Raw genomic sequence first — 15,795 nt, forward strand, 5'->3', positions numbered from 1 at the left:
CTAGCCTACGAACTTATAGCCGATGCCCCAGACGGACTTGATGTATTTGGGCTCTTTTGGGTCGTCGCCTATCTTGTTTCTGATGTTTGAGATGTGTGTGTCAATGGTTCTGTTCTTTGTGTTCTCATCAAGTGAGGTGGCATTTAGTATCTGCTCTCTGGAGGAGATCTTGTTCTTGTTCTCCACCAGGAACATAAAGATCTCAAACTCTATTTTTGTAAGATCGATCGAGTAGTCGCCCAGCAAAACTTCTCTGTTTGCTTTGTCTATCGTAAACTCTCCAAGAGTAGTTTTGCCGCTGAGAGACTTTTTTAAAATATGCTCTATTCTAAGGACAAGCTCACGCGGCTCGTAAGGTTTTGCAAGATAATCATCGGCTCCGAGATCAAAACCGTGTATCTTGTTTCCAATATCTCCTCTTGCCGAAGAGATGATGACGGGAATATCCGAGATGCTTTTTATTCTCTTTAAAACATCAAAACCGTCGATGTCTGGAAGCATCAGGTCCAAAATAACGATTGAGTAGGAGTCGTTTCTCTCAAGCTCCTCCAGCGCATCTTTTGGATGCGAAAAGGCGGAGCATATAAAGTCATACTCCTTTAAGTAGTCCGTTATAAAGCCCTGCATCTGCAGGTCGTCTTCTATAAGCAAAACTTTTTTACTCAACTTGCCACTCCCGCAGATAGTATGAAAACCGCTCTCTTTGCGAAGGAGACAAGACAGAGTGGATCTTCTGCAGTGTTTCTATTTCGAGTTCTATGGCATCTTCATGTATCTCTTTGGAAGTCTGTTCGTAGTTCTCTTTGTCAAATTTCTCTTCTCTTAGCAGCTCTTGAAGTCTTTTTTGGAATTTTTCTCTTTTTTTGTAAAATTTTTCATAATCTTTTCTATACTCTATAACTATCTCTTTTATCTCTTTGTGCTGATGTCTGCTTAGGTTTAAATAGTCCAGATTTTTATATATATGATTTTTTTTGTGTTCGTGTTCATAATCATCATCTGCAATAAGAGAAAAAGATAGAAGCAGACTACATATAAGCGTTAATATTTTTAATATTCTCATCTTCTATCAATCCTTTTTCAATATCGCTGTGACAAGCTTTGCAGTTTGCTCTGCTCTTTACATTCTCATGGGCAAAAACTTTTTTTGGTATCTTTGCGTGTCTTGTCTTCCAGAAATCTGTCTGGGTTATTGCTATTATATCTTTATTTTTTAGCGAATTCAAAATCTTCACACTAACCTCTTGGGTCGAGTTTTCCGCGCTGTTTTTTACTAAAAAGTCTAAAATATTTCTATTGTCCGCTTCATCGATAGAGGCATCGTCTCCAAAATGATTCTCTAAATCACCCATCAAAGCCACCCATGATTTTTCAGGCAGCGTATGCGGCGGATAGAGAGTGTGGCAGGATGCACACTCATTTACGAAAAGCTCATTTTGCGCTTTGTAATCCAGAGGCACATAGTTTGAAGCGATCAGAGGGTTGCTCTTGGTAGTCAGGTTAAAGAATAAAAAAGCAAGAAACAGAGCAAGGAATATTGCTGCAAACAGCTTTTGAAATATGTTTAGTTTTATGCCTTCTTGCTCTTTTGTCACTTTATAACCGGTAAATATGGACTCAAGCGTCTTATCTTTTGAGTGAAGAAGCCTGTCGCTTAAAACACCCAAAAGATGCATGGCTATAAGAGCGATAAGCAGACCTGAGAGAAACTCGTGTATCTCTTCAAAAAGCTCCATCTCTTTAAAAAAAGTGCTGTTTAAAGAGGAGAGTACTCCCTTTCCCTCCTGAATCCCCAGAGTCAGAACTCCTGTGATAATAGTAAGAAAAACAACTGCCAGTATGCCGATCATCGCATAAGAAGCCAAAGGGTTGTGTCCTATGTATCTCTGTTCGCTGCTAAAAATATTTGCAATAAACTCTTTGACTTCGCCCATGCCTGTCGGGAAATCTTTAAACTTTGAGTATTTCGGACCCAGATAGCCCCAGAAAAATCTAAAGGCCAAAAGGATTAGAATCCCGTAGCCGATAAGAGCATGGTAGTTAAGCAGATCGTCATCTTCAGTTAAAAAAGCAAGCAGTATCAGCACTACGAAGAGCCAGTGAAAAACTCTTGTCGGAAGAGACCAGATATAGGATTTCATCATATTGCCTTTTTAATCTTCCCATTTTCCGTAATTCGGGATCAAGATATCTCTCTCACTGTATATCCCTTTCTCCGCAGTAGTGTGGCATGCCGTACAGTTAAAGAGCCCTTTTACTTCATCTTGTGTTATAAGATCCTCTCTTATCTCTCTATGTTTTTTTATCATATACGGGGTTTTGGATATCGACTCCGGAATATCTCCGCGCTTTATGCTTTTTACTATCTTGTTGCTTCTTTTGTACTCCATCGCTTTTTCGGCGCTGTTTTTATTTAAGTACTCACTAATAGAATCAAAATCCTCTTTAGCCAAAGTCGCATCGGTATCAAAGTGATCTTGTAGATTTGACATTATCTTCTCCCATGACCTTGAGGGCAAAAGCCCCGGCTGATATGCAAAGTGGCAAGAGCCGCACTCTTTTTTATATAACTCGTCTGTTACCGCAGCAACGCCTTTTTTCTCGTAAGAACCTGCTAATAGAGTTGCGCTTAATGCTGCAAATAAAATTAATGATCTCATCTTTTTCTCCTTATCTGTTGATGATGTATGTCACTACATCACCTTTTTCTTCAATTGTTCCTTCACGGTTATATACATCTATGAAGTTCCTCTTCAGCCATTTCTCGATCGTTTTTACCTCGCTGAATCTCTGCGGGTTTGCTTTTGGAGAGAGCGGCTCGATCTCCTTTGCGGTAAAGAAATTCTTACCTGCTTTGTTTAGGTCCTCTCCATGGCAAGATACGCATGAGACCTCTTTGCCTTTTTTGCCTATGTGCTTTGAGGTAAAGATATCTTCGCCTCTTTTTAGACTGAAACCTTTAAAGGTAAGATCTTGGACTCTTGCCTCTTTTGCAAGAGTCTTTAGATACTCATCTACGACGGCCGCAGAAGAGATGCCAAAAAGTGTAACTAGCGTAAGTATGATCTTCATTTTTTCTCCTTTTTATCTGTTTATAATGAAAGTATAAAAGGATAGTGTCAAATATTTATGTCAGGTTTCTTGACAATTTCTTGACAGGTAAAGGTGGTAGTTGCTTCTATTTTTTGTTGGGGAGTATCGGCATGTTAAATATATAACACGCCGAATTTATCTATCTTTATTTTGTAGCTATCTGTTTTTTGAGCCTTTATTGGATCTGTTTTCTTGCATCTGTTTGTTTTGATTTTCAAGAAACTCCATTTTGCTTATTTTGCCGTCTTTATCACTGTCTATCTCTCCAAAGTTAGGCGCATTTTGTACATTTCTCATAGCTCTGTTTTGACTGGCTCTTTGTTCTTGTCTGGCTTCTCTAACGCTGTTGTGTTCGGCTTCACTGATAAATCCGTCTTTATCTTTATCAAAAGCAGAAAAAGACATTGGACCTGTTGAAGGTACATCTTCTGCTATTAAACTGACAGGAACGAGAGATAAGGCAGTTGCAACTACAAAACTAAATCCTATTTTTTTTGTAAACTTTCTCATAATAAAACACTCCTTTTTTAGTATTGCAAATATTGTATCATAATTTTTAATAGTTTAATGTCACTCTAAGCCAGATAAAATCCTCTGCCTGCTTTTTTCCAAACTCACTTAGACTTCCTCCGCTGTTTATATTGTAAGATAGATCAACTTCTGTGTTATTTTTAAAAGCATAGTTTGCTCCAATTTTATTTTGTTGTGAGCAGTCTTGAAGATTTGTCATATTTTTATAATAAATCGAGAAGTAGAGCAGATTAAATGGCTCTTTTTGTGTAAATGAGGTGATGGCATAATCTTTTGCGATAAATGGAGCTATATAGTCTGCAGTCTCTATTTCGGCTTTTGTCAATCCCTCTGATTGGTATAGATATTCGCTGATGATTGTGAGTTCAAAATCAGTCAGATATCTAACTCCCAAGAGGTAAGAATATCCATCGTTTAACACCTTTGCATACTCGCCGTGAACCTCGAAATTGATATCAATATTTTTGGAAAAATCTACTCCGATCTTCTCACTGGCTTTATCAGAATAGCTGTAGATGAAGTCAATATCGGTGTCATACCAAAGCAGATATAACTTTGCGGCAAAGTTGTCTGATGCTTTTTCATTTGTATTTAGAAGGGAGTAGTCATTATTAATATTTTCATCGGCTTTTAAGTAGACAAGATCAAGCGTTAGGTTCTTTAAAGAGCTGCTAAAGCTTTTGTTATAGCCATATTTTGTGAGAATAAACCCCTCTCTGGCAACCGTCGGGTCTGTCGGGTCTTTTTTTCTATCAAGAAAAGCGACTGGGTTAAAAAAGTACCCTTTGCCCCACATAAGAGATTTTTTGCCGGCTAAAAAGGAGTGGTTGACGCTTAGTTTTGCATCGACATATAGCTCATTAAAATGAGACTCCGTTTTGGCTGTATTGTTGTGGATATATTCGTAAGTTCCAACTCCGTTAGCTTTAAAGGTAAAGATGTCGTATAAGTAGCTAAAATCAAGCAACCCCTCTACTCGAAGCTGGTTTTGGTACTCATCCTCTTGCTCTCTTAATCTTTGTGTTTTGTTATCCGCTCTTAGATAACCGCCATACTCATAGGACTTTGGTTCAATGTTGTCCATATCAAAACTGTACTCATCCGCCATTACCATTATCGTGGCAAGAGAGATGAGTAGAAGCGTTTTAAACATACTGTTTTATCGTCTAAGATCTGATGCTTTTGAGAGGCTATCAAGCGTGAATGCTTCATCTGCAAACTCTTTTGGCGATATCTTTCCATAGATCATAACCGACTTGTAGCCTTTATACATCGGTGACTCGGTCTCTACCACAGCAGGGCGGATAATGTTGTCTCCAAAATCTTTTGGCTCTTTATAGTAGAGTGTTTTGATAAGCATGCCCGTTGAGGTGTAGCACTCGATCTGGATAGGTGTCAGGTGTTTTTTATCGACCTGCATAATGAGCTTATCGTAAGAGACCGTGTCGTTTTTTGCTTTTAGCTCAAGTTCTAGATACTCTTTCATGTCCTTTGAAGAAGTAACATCATACTCCGTGCTAAAATCCAGCCTCATAATGTCTGCATTGTTAAATACTCCGCCAACTACCGACTGCATTGATGTTATGCGAAGAGGCTTGCCGACATTTGGGATGTAGAGCCACATATTATCTCCCAGACGAAGCGTTGCACGCCCTTTGTCGCTCTCAGGTTCCAAAAATAGCGAGATCATCTTGTCCTTGTCTTTTTTCGCCTGAAAAAGCAAAAACTCCTTTTTTGAACCGTCAGGCTCTATATTTATAAGTTTTTTGTACATCTGCGCCGAAACGGGGGTCAGTTTTCTGTCAATATCTTCAAGAATATTCTCTGCACTTAACATAAGAGAGAGCGTGAGTAAAAGAGCGGTTATTTTCATTTTATCTTCCTAGTTTTGTCTTAGAGCATCTACCGGGTTTAGCTTTGCAGCTTTTCTTGCGGGTGAGATGGATGCAATAAGTGAAATTATAATAACTATAAGGCTAACAAGAGCTACTTCGCCAATTTCCAAAGTAGGGGTAAGAAGCAGCCCGTCTTGGCGTCCAAACGAAAATGTTATGCCGATGCCGTTTATAATAAAAATAATAATGTAAGAGAACACGGCACCGATTGTGGTTCCAAAAATTCCAAGCATCAGACCTTCGGCTAAAAAGAGCTTGGTAATAGTCGAAGGAGTCGTTCCCATCGCTGCAATCGTGCCTATCTCTTTTATGCGCTCATAAACACTCATAACCATTACATTTAAAATGGAGATAAGAACAATTGAGATAAGAATAATTTTGATGGATATATCCATGATATCAAGCATCTTTACTATGTTGTAAAATGGGCTTAGTTTCTCCCAGCTGTGAATCTCAAAAACGGGTTTATCTTTTTGGTTTTTTATAAGTTTTAGCGGCTCTAAGAGTTTTAGCGCTTTTTGCAGGTTATCTACATTCTTTAGGCGGATAACAATCTCGCTTATCTGCATCTCCCCAATTCTGAGCAGTTTTTTTGCGTCATTTATATGAATGTAGCCATCACGCCCACCAGGACCGCTGATAGACTCAAGTGTCGCCGATACTCTGAAATTAAGCCCGTTGACCGAGCCTTTCTCATTCGTCGCCACTAAAACAACTGTGTCACCGACTTTGACATCCATCCCTTTTGCCAAGATATCAGGAACTATGAGCGAACTTTCTTTTAAATTTGCTGGATCTTCTCCCGTGACACGCGAAGTAAAAAGAGGAAGTGTGCTTGTCTCTCTTTTTGGCTCGATCGCGTTTAGTCTTATACTGGTAGATGAGATGTAGTTGGAGAACATGGCGCCGAGTTTTAGGCGAAATGTATAGTCCTGAACATAGGGGTTTTCATCTAAAAGTTTTGTTATCTGTTCCAACTGCTTTTTGTTTAGGTTTTTATCAAGCGGGAGATTGTCTATTGACTCTACATATCCCTTTTTATGTATCTGGATGTGCCCCATCATGGAGTCGGTAATCTGAGCGACCATGTAAGATTTGAAACTACCAGAGAGTGCCGCATATACTAAAACAAAGATAACGCCAATTGTGATGAGGCTGGCGGTAAGAATGGTTCTTCTTGAGCTTCTTGTAAGATTTCTAAATGATATTTTTATAATATTTTTCATGATGCAACCTTTTTGTCGCCTACGATCTCGCCATCTACAAGAGTTATGATCCTGTCTACTTCGTTGACAATCTTCTCATCGTGGGTTGCAAAGATAAAAGTGGTGTTAAACTCGCGCTGAATATTTCTCATAAGTGTGATTATCTGGTTTGATGTTTTGGTATCGAGATTTGCAGTAGGCTCATCGGCAAAAACAATTTTTGGGTTTGTGACAAGCGCTCTTGCAATGGCGACGCGCTGGCGCTGTCCGCCTGATAGCTGGTCTGGAAACTTCTCCTTTTGGTCAAGCATATCCACATCTTCTAAAAGCTTCATGATTCTTTTATGCCGCTCATCTTGTGGCAGATTTTGAATCATGATAAGTGGATACTCGATATTCTCATAGACTGAAAGTACTGGGATAAGGTTGAAGCTCTGAAATATAAAACCTATATTTTCGCCTCTAAAGTTTGCCAGAGCCGTTGTGTCAAGCTTGGTTATGTCAGTCTCGTCAATAAAGATTTTGCCCTCCGTGGGCTTGTCCAAACATCCTATAAGGTTTAAAACAGTACTTTTACCGCTTCCGCTTGGACCCACGATGGCAACAAATTCGCCATACTCTATGGTAAGATTTAGGTTTTTTATGACCCTTAGATCAATCTCTCCCATTTTGTAAACTTTGCTTACATTTTGGTTTACTATCATATTTGACTCCTAAATTAATCTTTTGTTTAGAGATTTTTTATGATTTTTTTTGTTTCATCATATCCTATTTGGATTAAATCTTTGATTTGAGACATATCAACGGCATTAAAAGCAGAAAGATCCGGTTTTATGATAATATCTGCATCTTTGATTTGATTTTTTTTGTTTGCTTTTACCAAAAAGTTAAAACTGTTATATAAAACTTCAATTACATTTTCCGGCTTTTTGTATGAACGCTCCGGAACAAGATCTACACCAATAGTAAAATCAATATCTTTGTTTTTTAGACAGCTTAGCGGAACATTTTCTACAACTCCTCCATCAACCAAGAATCTACCCTCAATCTCAACAGGTATAAAAATTCCTGGAATACATGTACTCGCAATCACAGCATCTGCTACACGCCCCTTGTTTAAGATAATCTTATCTCCTGTTGTAATATCCGTAGCTATCATTTCTAATGGAATATTTGCATCTTTAAATTCTTTATCACCAATGTTATGTTTTATAATTTCACCTATTTTTTCATTTGAGAGCAGTCCATATTTTGAGAGTGTAAGAGATGATAATTTTTTCCACTCAAATTCAATAACAATCTTTTCTATCTCCTTAGCACTCTTTCCAAATGCATAGAGTGCTGCAACAATAGCACCTGCGCTTGTGCCGCTTATGGCTTTTATATCAACTTCAAACTCTTCAAATGCTTTTAATACACCTACATGCACAGCACCCAAAACAGCTCCTCCGCCTAAAGCCAAACCTACTTTTTTATCTTTAAGATTGTTCATTTTTATTTTCTTTTTTATCATATTTTCTACTGCTTGATATTCCGGCCGTCATTATAAATCCAAGGGCATCTTCTGTTTTTATATCAATAAAAGTTATATTTTTTTTTGGAATAAAAAGGGAGTAACCGCCCACCTGATAACTCATTTGAAAATAGACGACTACCGGTTCTTCCATATCTAAAAATTTAAATCTCTCTAAATCTCTTGAGGTGATAAAGCCCATGATTTTTGCATCAAGTGCTCCAAGAGAAACAAGAACAACAATGTCGTTCTCTTTGTTTTTTAGGTTTGAAAAGAAGTTGAAAAAATCTTTTATCGCACCGTATAGAGTGTTTACAAGCGGCATTTTGTCTATAAGTGTTTCAAAAAAGTCTCTAATTTTTTGTACAATCCAAAATTTCAACAATAAGCCTACAAGAAAAACTATCATAATTCCGGCTATTAACCCCAAACCTGTTATATAGTACTGCTTTGGAAGTACAAATAAAATCACTTCTCCAAAAAAATTCTCTGTAGTTTTTAATATCCAGATAAGTATATATAACACCAAGGCTGTTGGGAGTATAAGACCAAGTCCGTTTAGAAAGGTTTTCATAAATTCCTCTTTATAATTTGGTATAAGATTTAAAAGATTGTAGCAAAAAAAATATTAAAGCTTTTTAGAGGTACTCTAATGTTAAAATTTCAAAAAAATTAAGGCAGTTACATGTTAATGACTATTATAGCAATTTATACTATTTTTGCTCTTGTCTCAATCTATACAAGTGTTATGCAGATAGGTTATATAAATCAAGCAAAAAGAGGCGAAGCAGTTCTTCTTTTGGAGAGTGACTTTATAAAAGCAGGAAATTATAGTGTTGCAAAAGAGAAGATGAGCATTGTAAGTATGTTTATAGATTATATTATCTTTATTTTTTGGATAGGTTTTGGAGTGAAGCTTTTAGAGCAAAATATCAACTTTGAAAATGAAGCGCTTTTAAATATCGTTATTGTTATGGGTTTTTTGGTTATAAACTCTATTATCTCTTTGCCGTTTGGATATTATGAAAAATTTGTTTTGGATGAGAAGTTTGGTTTTAACAAATCAAGCTTGACCCAGTGGATAAAAGATACTCTTATCTCATTTGCAGCTACTCTTATCTTTGGTTCGCTTGTAGTGTGGGGAATATATGAGATTATTTCAAGTTTTACTCTTTGGTGGCTATGGAGCTTTCTTTTTATATTTGCTGTTGTAATTTTGATAAATATGCTTTATCCTACTTTTAGAGCTATGTTTTTTGACAAGCTGACTCCGCTTCAAGATGAAGCACTTGATGATGAGATAAAAAGATTGATGCAAAAGACGGGTTTTGTTAGTTCTGGCGTATTTGTAAGCGATGCAAGCAAAAGAGATGCCAGACTTAACGCCTATTTTGGCGGTTTTGGAAAAGCAAAAAGAGTTGTTCTTTTTGACACACTAATAGAAAAACTGACTACAAAAGAGCTGTTGGCTGTATTGGGGCATGAACTGGGCCATTTTGCACATGGAGATATCTATAAAAACATAGCTCTTGTGGGTGGAATGCTTTTTGGGATGTTTGCTCTTTTTGGAAATCTGCCATCTTCTCTTTATGCGGAGTTGGGAATCAATCAAGCTCCTTATTCAGTTATGATTCTTTTGCTTCTTTTTATGCCGGTTTTAGGATTTTTAATGATGCCTATTATGGGAATAGTAAGCAGACACAATGAGTATGAAGCGGATAAAACAGGAAGTGAACTTGGAGGAAGCGGTGGAGCTCTGGAGCTGGCAAATGCTCTTAAAAAACTTGTAAATGAAAACAAGAGTTTTCCGCTTTCTCATCCGCTTTATATCTTTTTTCATTATACTCATCCTCCTGTTTTAGAACGATTAAAAGAGCTTGGTGTTGATGTGCAGAAAATAGAGAAGAGAGCTTTGGGAGAAACATGTCAAGCGGATATCTAGTTAAAGATATTTTAAAGCAAATTACAACAATGCTTGCTCCTTGTATCCAAAGAGCATCAAGAGAGGCACAGCTTCTTTTGATGTATCATCTAGATGTTGATGAGCTTTGGCTGCTAACAAACCAAAATTCAGATGTAAAAGATGTTGATAAACTTTTAGAGCTGGCAAAGAGAAGAGCCAAAAATGAACCGTTGGAGTATATTACACAGAGAGTGAGTTTTTACAGCGAAGAGTTTTTTATAACACAAGGCGCACTTATTCCCCGTCCTGAAACAGAACTTTTAATTGATGAAGTTTTAAAAAACATATCGAGTAAAAATGCAGATATAACTATTGTTGAAGTTGGAGCAGGGAGCGGAATTATCTCTATAATGCTTGCAAAATTTCTGCCAAATGCAAAATTTATAGCAGTTGATATATCTGAAGCTGCTATAGAGATAGCAAAGATAAATATAAAAAAATTTGGACTTCAAGAGAGAATAGAGCTTAGGCTCGGATCGCTTTTAGAACCGATAAGTGAAAATATAGACTATTTAGTCTCAAATCCTCCATATATTGCAAATAGTGCTAAGCTGGAATCAAATCTTTCTTATGAACCTCAAAACGCTCTATTTGGCGGGGAAATCGGCGATGAAATAATAAAAAAACTTCTTGATGAAGTCTTAAAAAGAAAGATTAACTTTTTTAGTTGTGAGATGGGTTATGACCAAAAAGATAAAATACAAAATTATTTAAATCAAAAACCATTAACAAAATTAAGATTTTACAAAGATTTTAGTAGTTTTGATAGAGGTTTTACACTAAGGTTATAGTTTATGAAAACAAAAATCTATATTGATTTTGCCTATCTTTTTATATTGGCTTCTACTTTTGGCGCGGTGATAGTGCTGGGAGCTTTCGTAGCACCCGTTATTTTCAATACAGATAAACTTTTAAGTGAGATAATAGTTAATCAATACAATGCCGGAATTATTATGGGTGAAATTTTTCGCCTTTTTAGCTACTGGGTCTATTTTACTGCACTTTTTGTTATAGTTTATGAATTAATTATGTACAAAAAGGGACAAAGAGATTTTATAATTTTTGCCAGTTCTGTTACAGTGGTTTTTTCTGCGCTTATGTTTAGTGCAGTTTATTCACCAAAAATTATATCTATGCAAAGATTAGGAGTAGAAGCAACACAAAGTGATACCTTTAAAAATATTCATATAGCAAGCGAACTTGACTTTAAAATTTTAGCAATAGCTCTGCTTATATTATTTATAAGAAGATTAATCTTTTTTAAGATACAATAATGCACTTTTTAGATATCTAATAATGTATCGAATATGTTTTTATAAAAGAGATGTTTAAATCATTGTGATTTTGACTCTTTTATTTAAAAGTATTTCTTTATATATAGATAATAAAAAAGATATAAAAATAAAAGAGGTAGTTTGCTATGAAATTTGCTTTAATGTTTATAATAACTCTATTTTTGAGTTTGTCGAATCTTGGTGCAGAGGATTTTACAAAAACTGCAACAGTTAAGCCTGAGTTAGTTCAAAAAGGGTCACAAAAAGATTGGTGTCCGGTGTGCGGAATGAAGCTTGGAATGTTCTATAAAACATCTCATGCCTCAAAAATTCAAAACAATAAAGATAGACAGTATTGCTCTATAAGATGTCTAGTTGTAGATATGCAAGAGTATGATATCAATCTTGATGATGTAAAAGTTGTAGATGTAAAATCTCAAAAACTTATTGATGCTAGTAGTGCATTTTATGTAGTCGGCTCAGATGTTCCCGGAACTATGACAAAGGTTAGTAAATTGGCTTTTGCAGACAAAAAAGCTGCAGAGGATTTTAGTGATGAGCATGGTGGAAAGATTGTTGATTTTAAAACTGCTCTAAAAATGGCTCAAGACTCACTCAGCTCTGATATCGCAATGGTTCAAAATAAAAAAGAGAAAAAAATGTACCCAATGGGTAAAAAAATATTTGAGAAAAAGTGTAAACAAGATATAGATATAAATGCTTATTTAGAGATTAATGAGCTAAAAGCTGCAATCAAAGAGCAAAATTTTTGTGGAGAGTTAAAAGAACCTGAACTTCAAGCACTTTCACTCTATCTTTGGGAAGTTAAAAGATTTGGTGATGTAAAAAACAGTAATGAGTATATAAAAGTAAGCAAAGATGAGAAGTGTCCAATTTGCGGTATGTTTGTCTACAAATATCCAAAATGGGCTGCACAAATATTTTATGGCGAAAAACATTACTCATTTGATGGTGTAAAAGATATGATGAAATACTATTTTGATCATAAAGAGAACATTTCAAAAATGTTAGTGAGTGATTACTATTCTCAAAAAGCAATAGACGCTTCAAAAGCTTATTATGTAATTGGAAGTGATGTATATGGACCGATGGGACATGAACTCATACCTTTTAAAAATGAAAGTGAAGCAAAAACTTTCAGTATGGATCACAAAGGTACTAAAATACTTAAATTTGAAGAGATAACTTCAGAAGAAGTATATAAGTTAGATGAATAAAAAAAGTGAATTTTTATTTTATTCTTTTTTTATAGTAATAGCTCTCTTTTTTATTGAAGTAGGTTATCTCTATACTACAAAAGGTATAGACAAAAACGCTTTAGATACGAAAAGAGAGTTTGTTGAATTGTTAAAACTTCCTGATCTTGCAATTTCTACAGAAGCATCTTATGTCAGACACAGAAGTTTAAGTGATTTTTTTTCAATTTACAGAGATGATGGGGCATTACGAGAGTATTTTGCCTCCACCTTTGTTTTTTCAAGCAATGATAAGAGTAGAGATGAAAAGTAAAATAAATTTTTATATAATTGAGTATGCTGTAAATTCACTGCTTCGCCAAAAGTATAAAACTTTTTTTATCGCACTTGTCTTAAGCGCTCTTGTTTTTTTACTAAGTTCACTTTTTTTTATAACAAATTCCATAAAATATGAACTTCAATCTACGGTAGATTCTCTTCCTGAAATTACTATCCAAAAAATCAAAGCCGGACGACATTACGATATAGATACCAGCGTGGCTGATGAAGTTTTACAAATTACGGGAGTTCAAAGTGCTGTTGCCAGAGTTTGGGGATATTACTATTTTGAAAATGCCGGTGTAAATTTTAGCATTGTCGGTATTGATGAATTTGAAAAACAGTATAAAGATAGTTTAAAGCAGGTAGCTGAGCATTTAGATTTTGATAATGAAACATCCATGATAGTCGGAGAGGGCGTTAAAAAAACTATGAATGAAAACTATTACAAAGAGTATTTTAATTTTATAAAACCTGATGGAACACTTAAAAAGGTAGATATTGCCGGTGTGTTTAAGGGTGATACAGAGTTAGAATCGAATGATGTAATAGTTATGAGTAAAGAGAGCGTAAGAGAGATATTTGATATAGAAGAACGAAAAGCTACAGATATAGTTTTAAAAGTTGCAAATGTTAATGAAATAGCTACAATAGCTTCAAAGATAAAACTTATGTATCCTGATACCAGAGTAATTACAAAAGATGATTTGAAGATAAGTTATCAAAATATTTTTGATTATAAAAGCGGAGTTTTTTTAGCTCTTTTTGTTATTTCACTTTTTACATTTTTTATTATTGTATATGATAAATCAAGCGGTTTAAGCAGTGAACAAAAGAGAGAGATAGGAATACTTAAAGCAATAGGGTGGAGAGTAGATGATGTTTTAAAAGAGAAGTTTTATGAGGGATTTATCGTCTCATTTTTCTCTTATGCACTAGGAATAATTTTGGCTTTAGGATTTGTATATATACTTAAAGCACCTCTTTTGCAAAATATCTTTACAGGGTATTCGCAGTTGAAAACATCTTTTAATCTTCCTTTTGCATTTGATTTTCAAACACTTGTGCTTATATTTTTTCTAAGTGTTCCAATTTATATAGCGGCAACTATAATACCTTCTTGGAGAAGTGCAACGCTTGAAGCAGATGAGGTTATAAGATAATGATTGAGTTAAAAGAGATAATAAAAGAGTATGAGGTAAACAACCAAAATATTGTAACTGCACTGAAAGGTATAAACCTGCATATAAAAGAGGGAGAACTAGTTGTTTTAAAAGGATCAAGCGGAAGTGGAAAAAGTACTATTCTCTCACTTATAGCTGCACTTAGCAAACCAACAAGCGGAGAAATCATAGTAGATGGAGATAGAATTTCCAAGCTTCCGGATAATTTTGCTTCTGATTTTAGACGCCATAGCATTGGATTTGTTTTTCAAAAATATAACCTTATCTCTTCTCTTAGTGTTAAAGATAATATAATTTTACCTCTTGTTCCCATGAATTTGGATGAAAAAGAGATTGAAGAGAAGCTCTCAAGAGTTTTAAAAATGTTTCATATAGAGCATAAAAAAAATCAACTTGTTAAAAACCTCTCAGGCGGAGAACAACAGAGAGTTGCAATAGCTAGAGCAAATATAAATAATCCTAAAATTATCATAGCAGATGAGCCGACCGCAAATTTAGACGAGAAGCTCTCATTGCACTTTATAGATATAGTAAAAGAGTTAAAAGCTCAAGGTAAAACTATAGTTATAGCAACACATGATCCGCTTTTTTTCGGACTTGAGATTGTTGACAGAGAGATAGAGATATATCAAGGAGCTATTGTTTAATGTTGCTTACTCCTGAAATTTTAACAATTCTTATTTTAAATGCTATATTTACACTTTTTGCAACAGTGGCATTTTTTTTAAGTGTAAGAATATTTTTGTACTGGGATATTCATTCAACATCTCAAATGCAGTATAAGTTAGAGAAACAAAGTTTCTTGGCTTCAACAATTATAAAATATATATTTAGCATAAAAGTACCTTTGTTTTTCTTTTTTGTTTTTGCGTTAGATAAAATATCTAATGTTTTAACAGGTGCTATGTGCGCTGCTGGTGTAGTTGATGCCACAGATGTAGGAACATATCTATTTATTTTAAAGATTATAAATCTATATCTTTTTGCGCATTGGCTTAAACTTCATTCAGAAGATATGGTAAATAAAAATCAACCATATACAAAGTTGAAATTCGGACTCTTTATTGCACTTTTTTTCTTTTTCATGGTTGAAGTAGTTATGGAAACTATAATGTTTTCAAGTATAGATATTGATAAAATGGTAAGTTGCTGCGGGAGTATCTATTCTAGTTCTTCAACTTCTGCAATCTCAACACTTTTTACTTTAGATACATCGCTTTTATTAACTATATTTTATAGCAATTTTATATTGATAACTCTTTTTTATTTTTTAAAAAATAAATATCTCTTTAGCATATTAAACATTATTTTTATACCTGTGGCACTTATATCTCTTATACTCTTTTTTGGTACATATATCTATGAGCTGCCATCTCATCATTGCCCATTTTGTTTTCTGCAAAGTGAGTATTATTATGTAGGGTATTTTATCTATTTTTTACTCTTTATGGGTACATTTTATGGGTTTATTGTGAGTTTTGTAAAAGAGTCAAATAAAAACTATAATTTGTCACTTTTGTTTAATTCTTTATATGTTATATTATTGTCGCTATATGTGTTAGTATACTATATCAAAAATGGTGTATTTTTATAAGGATATTA

Annotated in this window: 20 protein-coding genes; 8 read left to right on the forward strand and 12 right to left on the reverse strand. The window is 34.8% G+C overall.

What is annotated here, in order from left to right; all coding sequences use genetic code 11:
- The 12 genes from CVO_RS03270 to CVO_RS03325 form a co-directional block, all read right to left on the reverse strand.
- The gene (locus CVO_RS03270) at positions 1–666 is read right to left on the reverse strand and encodes a response regulator transcription factor (protein WP_159569979.1); all 666 of its coding nucleotides are present in this window, start codon (positions 664–666) and stop codon (positions 1–3) included.
- Complete coding sequence (locus tag CVO_RS03275; protein ID WP_159569981.1) at positions 659–1,063, reverse strand: Spy/CpxP family protein refolding chaperone; 405 nt, start codon at positions 1,061–1,063, stop codon at positions 659–661. The genes CVO_RS03270 and CVO_RS03275 overlap by 8 nt, the downstream gene beginning before the upstream one ends.
- On the reverse strand, positions 1,029–2,144 hold the full coding sequence (locus CVO_RS03280; protein ID WP_159569983.1) for a cytochrome b/b6 domain-containing protein: 1,116 nt from the start codon (positions 2,142–2,144) through the stop codon (positions 1,029–1,031). The genes CVO_RS03275 and CVO_RS03280 overlap by 35 nt, the downstream gene beginning before the upstream one ends.
- Positions 2,145–2,153: 9 nt before the next feature.
- Positions 2,154–2,660 carry a diheme cytochrome c gene (locus CVO_RS03285; protein WP_159569985.1) on the reverse strand — a complete coding sequence of 169 codons (507 nt, stop codon included), beginning with the start codon at positions 2,658–2,660 and terminating at the stop codon, positions 2,154–2,156.
- A gap of 10 nt (positions 2,661–2,670) precedes the next feature.
- Positions 2,671–3,072, reverse strand: a complete 402-nt coding sequence (locus tag CVO_RS03290; RefSeq protein ID WP_159569987.1) for a DUF1924 domain-containing protein — start codon at positions 3,070–3,072, stop codon at positions 2,671–2,673.
- A 177-nt stretch (positions 3,073–3,249) separates the two neighbouring features.
- Positions 3,250–3,603, reverse strand: coding sequence for an EF-hand domain-containing protein (locus tag CVO_RS03295; RefSeq protein WP_152299579.1), 354 nt, complete (start codon positions 3,601–3,603; stop codon positions 3,250–3,252).
- A 46-nt stretch (positions 3,604–3,649) separates the two neighbouring features.
- Positions 3,650–4,777, reverse strand: coding sequence for a hypothetical protein (locus CVO_RS03300; RefSeq protein WP_159569989.1), 1,128 nt, complete (start codon positions 4,775–4,777; stop codon positions 3,650–3,652).
- A 6-nt stretch (positions 4,778–4,783) separates the two neighbouring features.
- Positions 4,784–5,497 (reverse strand): outer membrane lipoprotein-sorting protein, encoded by a 714-nt coding sequence (locus CVO_RS03305; protein WP_159569991.1) that lies wholly within the window; start codon positions 5,495–5,497, stop codon positions 4,784–4,786.
- A 9-nt stretch (positions 5,498–5,506) separates the two neighbouring features.
- Positions 5,507–6,745, reverse strand: a complete 1,239-nt coding sequence (locus tag CVO_RS03310; protein WP_152299576.1) for an ABC transporter permease — start codon at positions 6,743–6,745, stop codon at positions 5,507–5,509.
- Complete coding sequence (locus CVO_RS03315; protein WP_152299575.1) at positions 6,742–7,428, reverse strand: ABC transporter ATP-binding protein; 687 nt, start codon at positions 7,426–7,428, stop codon at positions 6,742–6,744. The genes CVO_RS03310 and CVO_RS03315 overlap by 4 nt, the downstream gene beginning before the upstream one ends.
- A gap of 26 nt (positions 7,429–7,454) precedes the next feature.
- Positions 7,455–8,237, reverse strand: a complete 783-nt coding sequence (locus CVO_RS03320) for a patatin-like phospholipase family protein (RefSeq protein WP_241691004.1) — start codon at positions 8,235–8,237, stop codon at positions 7,455–7,457.
- On the reverse strand, positions 8,203–8,811 hold the full coding sequence (locus tag CVO_RS03325; RefSeq protein WP_152299573.1) for a DUF502 domain-containing protein: 609 nt from the start codon (positions 8,809–8,811) through the stop codon (positions 8,203–8,205). Before CVO_RS03325 ends, CVO_RS03320 begins: the two co-directional genes overlap by 35 nt.
- A gap of 111 nt (positions 8,812–8,922) precedes the next feature.
- Here CVO_RS03325 and CVO_RS03330 point away from each other — a divergent pair, with 111 nt between their 5' ends.
- From CVO_RS03330 to CVO_RS03365, 8 genes are all read left to right on the forward strand, one after another.
- A complete protein-coding gene (locus tag CVO_RS03330; protein WP_159569993.1) occupies positions 8,923–10,179 on the forward strand; it encodes a M48 family metallopeptidase in 1,257 nt (418 codons plus the stop codon).
- Positions 10,161–10,991, forward strand: coding sequence for a peptide chain release factor N(5)-glutamine methyltransferase (prmC, locus tag CVO_RS03335; RefSeq protein WP_152299571.1), 831 nt, complete (start codon positions 10,161–10,163; stop codon positions 10,989–10,991). Before CVO_RS03330 ends, prmC begins: the two co-directional genes overlap by 19 nt.
- A 3-nt stretch (positions 10,992–10,994) precedes the next feature.
- Positions 10,995–11,474: a DUF4149 domain-containing protein gene (locus CVO_RS03340; protein WP_152299570.1), complete on the forward strand. Its 480-nt coding sequence runs from the start codon at positions 10,995–10,997 to the stop codon at positions 11,472–11,474.
- A gap of 146 nt (positions 11,475–11,620) precedes the next feature.
- Positions 11,621–12,712, forward strand: a complete 1,092-nt coding sequence (locus CVO_RS03345) for a nitrous oxide reductase accessory protein NosL (protein ID WP_159569995.1) — start codon at positions 11,621–11,623, stop codon at positions 12,710–12,712.
- A complete protein-coding gene (locus tag CVO_RS03350) occupies positions 12,705–13,004 on the forward strand; it encodes a hypothetical protein (RefSeq protein ID WP_152299568.1) in 300 nt (99 codons plus the stop codon). The genes CVO_RS03345 and CVO_RS03350 overlap by 8 nt, the downstream gene beginning before the upstream one ends.
- The gene (locus CVO_RS03355) at positions 12,994–14,172 is read left to right on the forward strand and encodes an ABC transporter permease (RefSeq protein ID WP_152299567.1); all 1,179 of its coding nucleotides are present in this window, start codon (positions 12,994–12,996) and stop codon (positions 14,170–14,172) included. The genes CVO_RS03350 and CVO_RS03355 overlap by 11 nt, the downstream gene beginning before the upstream one ends.
- Positions 14,172–14,840 (forward strand): ABC transporter ATP-binding protein, encoded by a 669-nt coding sequence (locus CVO_RS03360; protein ID WP_152299566.1) that lies wholly within the window; start codon positions 14,172–14,174, stop codon positions 14,838–14,840. The genes CVO_RS03355 and CVO_RS03360 overlap by 1 nt, the downstream gene beginning before the upstream one ends.
- Positions 14,840–15,787: a hypothetical protein gene (locus CVO_RS03365; protein WP_152299565.1), complete on the forward strand. Its 948-nt coding sequence runs from the start codon at positions 14,840–14,842 to the stop codon at positions 15,785–15,787. The genes CVO_RS03360 and CVO_RS03365 overlap by 1 nt, the downstream gene beginning before the upstream one ends.
- Positions 15,788–15,795 lie beyond the last annotated feature (8 nt).

This window comes from Sulfurimonas sp. CVO, from assembly GCF_009883775.1.
Taxonomy (GTDB): Bacteria; Campylobacterota; Campylobacteria; order Campylobacterales; family Sulfurimonadaceae; genus Sulfurimonas; species Sulfurimonas xiamenensis.

Bases quoted from the DNA above. Each gene is read 5' to 3' on its own strand.
- CVO_RS03275 (WP_159569981.1), bottom strand. From the start codon at position 1,063: ATGAGAATATTAAAAATATTAACGCTTATATGTAGTCTGCTTCTATCT.
- CVO_RS03365 (WP_152299565.1), top strand. From the start codon at position 14,840: ATGTTGCTTACTCCTGAAATTTTAACAATTCTTATTTTAAATGCTATA.
- CVO_RS03285 (WP_159569985.1), bottom strand. From the start codon at position 2,660: ATGAGATCATTAATTTTATTTGCAGCATTAAGCGCAACTCTATTAGCA.
- CVO_RS03355 (WP_152299567.1), top strand. From the start codon at position 12,994: ATGAAAAGTAAAATAAATTTTTATATAATTGAGTATGCTGTAAATTCA.
- CVO_RS03320 (WP_241691004.1), bottom strand. From the start codon at position 8,237: ATGATAAAAAAGAAAATAAAAATGAACAATCTTAAAGATAAAAAAGTA.
- CVO_RS03280 (WP_159569983.1), bottom strand. From the start codon at position 2,144: ATGATGAAATCCTATATCTGGTCTCTTCCGACAAGAGTTTTTCACTGG.
- CVO_RS03330 (WP_159569993.1), top strand. From the start codon at position 8,923: ATGTTAATGACTATTATAGCAATTTATACTATTTTTGCTCTTGTCTCA.
- CVO_RS03300 (WP_159569989.1), bottom strand. From the start codon at position 4,777: ATGTTTAAAACGCTTCTACTCATCTCTCTTGCCACGATAATGGTAATG.
- CVO_RS03315 (WP_152299575.1), bottom strand. From the start codon at position 7,428: ATGATAGTAAACCAAAATGTAAGCAAAGTTTACAAAATGGGAGAGATT.
- CVO_RS03345 (WP_159569995.1), top strand. From the start codon at position 11,621: ATGAAATTTGCTTTAATGTTTATAATAACTCTATTTTTGAGTTTGTCG.
- CVO_RS03295 (WP_152299579.1), bottom strand. From the start codon at position 3,603: ATGAGAAAGTTTACAAAAAAAATAGGATTTAGTTTTGTAGTTGCAACT.
- CVO_RS03305 (WP_159569991.1), bottom strand. From the start codon at position 5,497: ATGAAAATAACCGCTCTTTTACTCACGCTCTCTCTTATGTTAAGTGCA.
- CVO_RS03360 (WP_152299566.1), top strand. From the start codon at position 14,172: ATGATTGAGTTAAAAGAGATAATAAAAGAGTATGAGGTAAACAACCAA.
- CVO_RS03310 (WP_152299576.1), bottom strand. From the start codon at position 6,745: ATGAAAAATATTATAAAAATATCATTTAGAAATCTTACAAGAAGCTCA.
- CVO_RS03290 (WP_159569987.1), bottom strand. From the start codon at position 3,072: ATGAAGATCATACTTACGCTAGTTACACTTTTTGGCATCTCTTCTGCG.
- CVO_RS03325 (WP_152299573.1), bottom strand. From the start codon at position 8,811: ATGAAAACCTTTCTAAACGGACTTGGTCTTATACTCCCAACAGCCTTG.
- CVO_RS03340 (WP_152299570.1), top strand. From the start codon at position 10,995: ATGAAAACAAAAATCTATATTGATTTTGCCTATCTTTTTATATTGGCT.
- prmC (WP_152299571.1), top strand. From the start codon at position 10,161: ATGTCAAGCGGATATCTAGTTAAAGATATTTTAAAGCAAATTACAACA.
- CVO_RS03350 (WP_152299568.1), top strand. From the start codon at position 12,705: ATGAATAAAAAAAGTGAATTTTTATTTTATTCTTTTTTTATAGTAATA.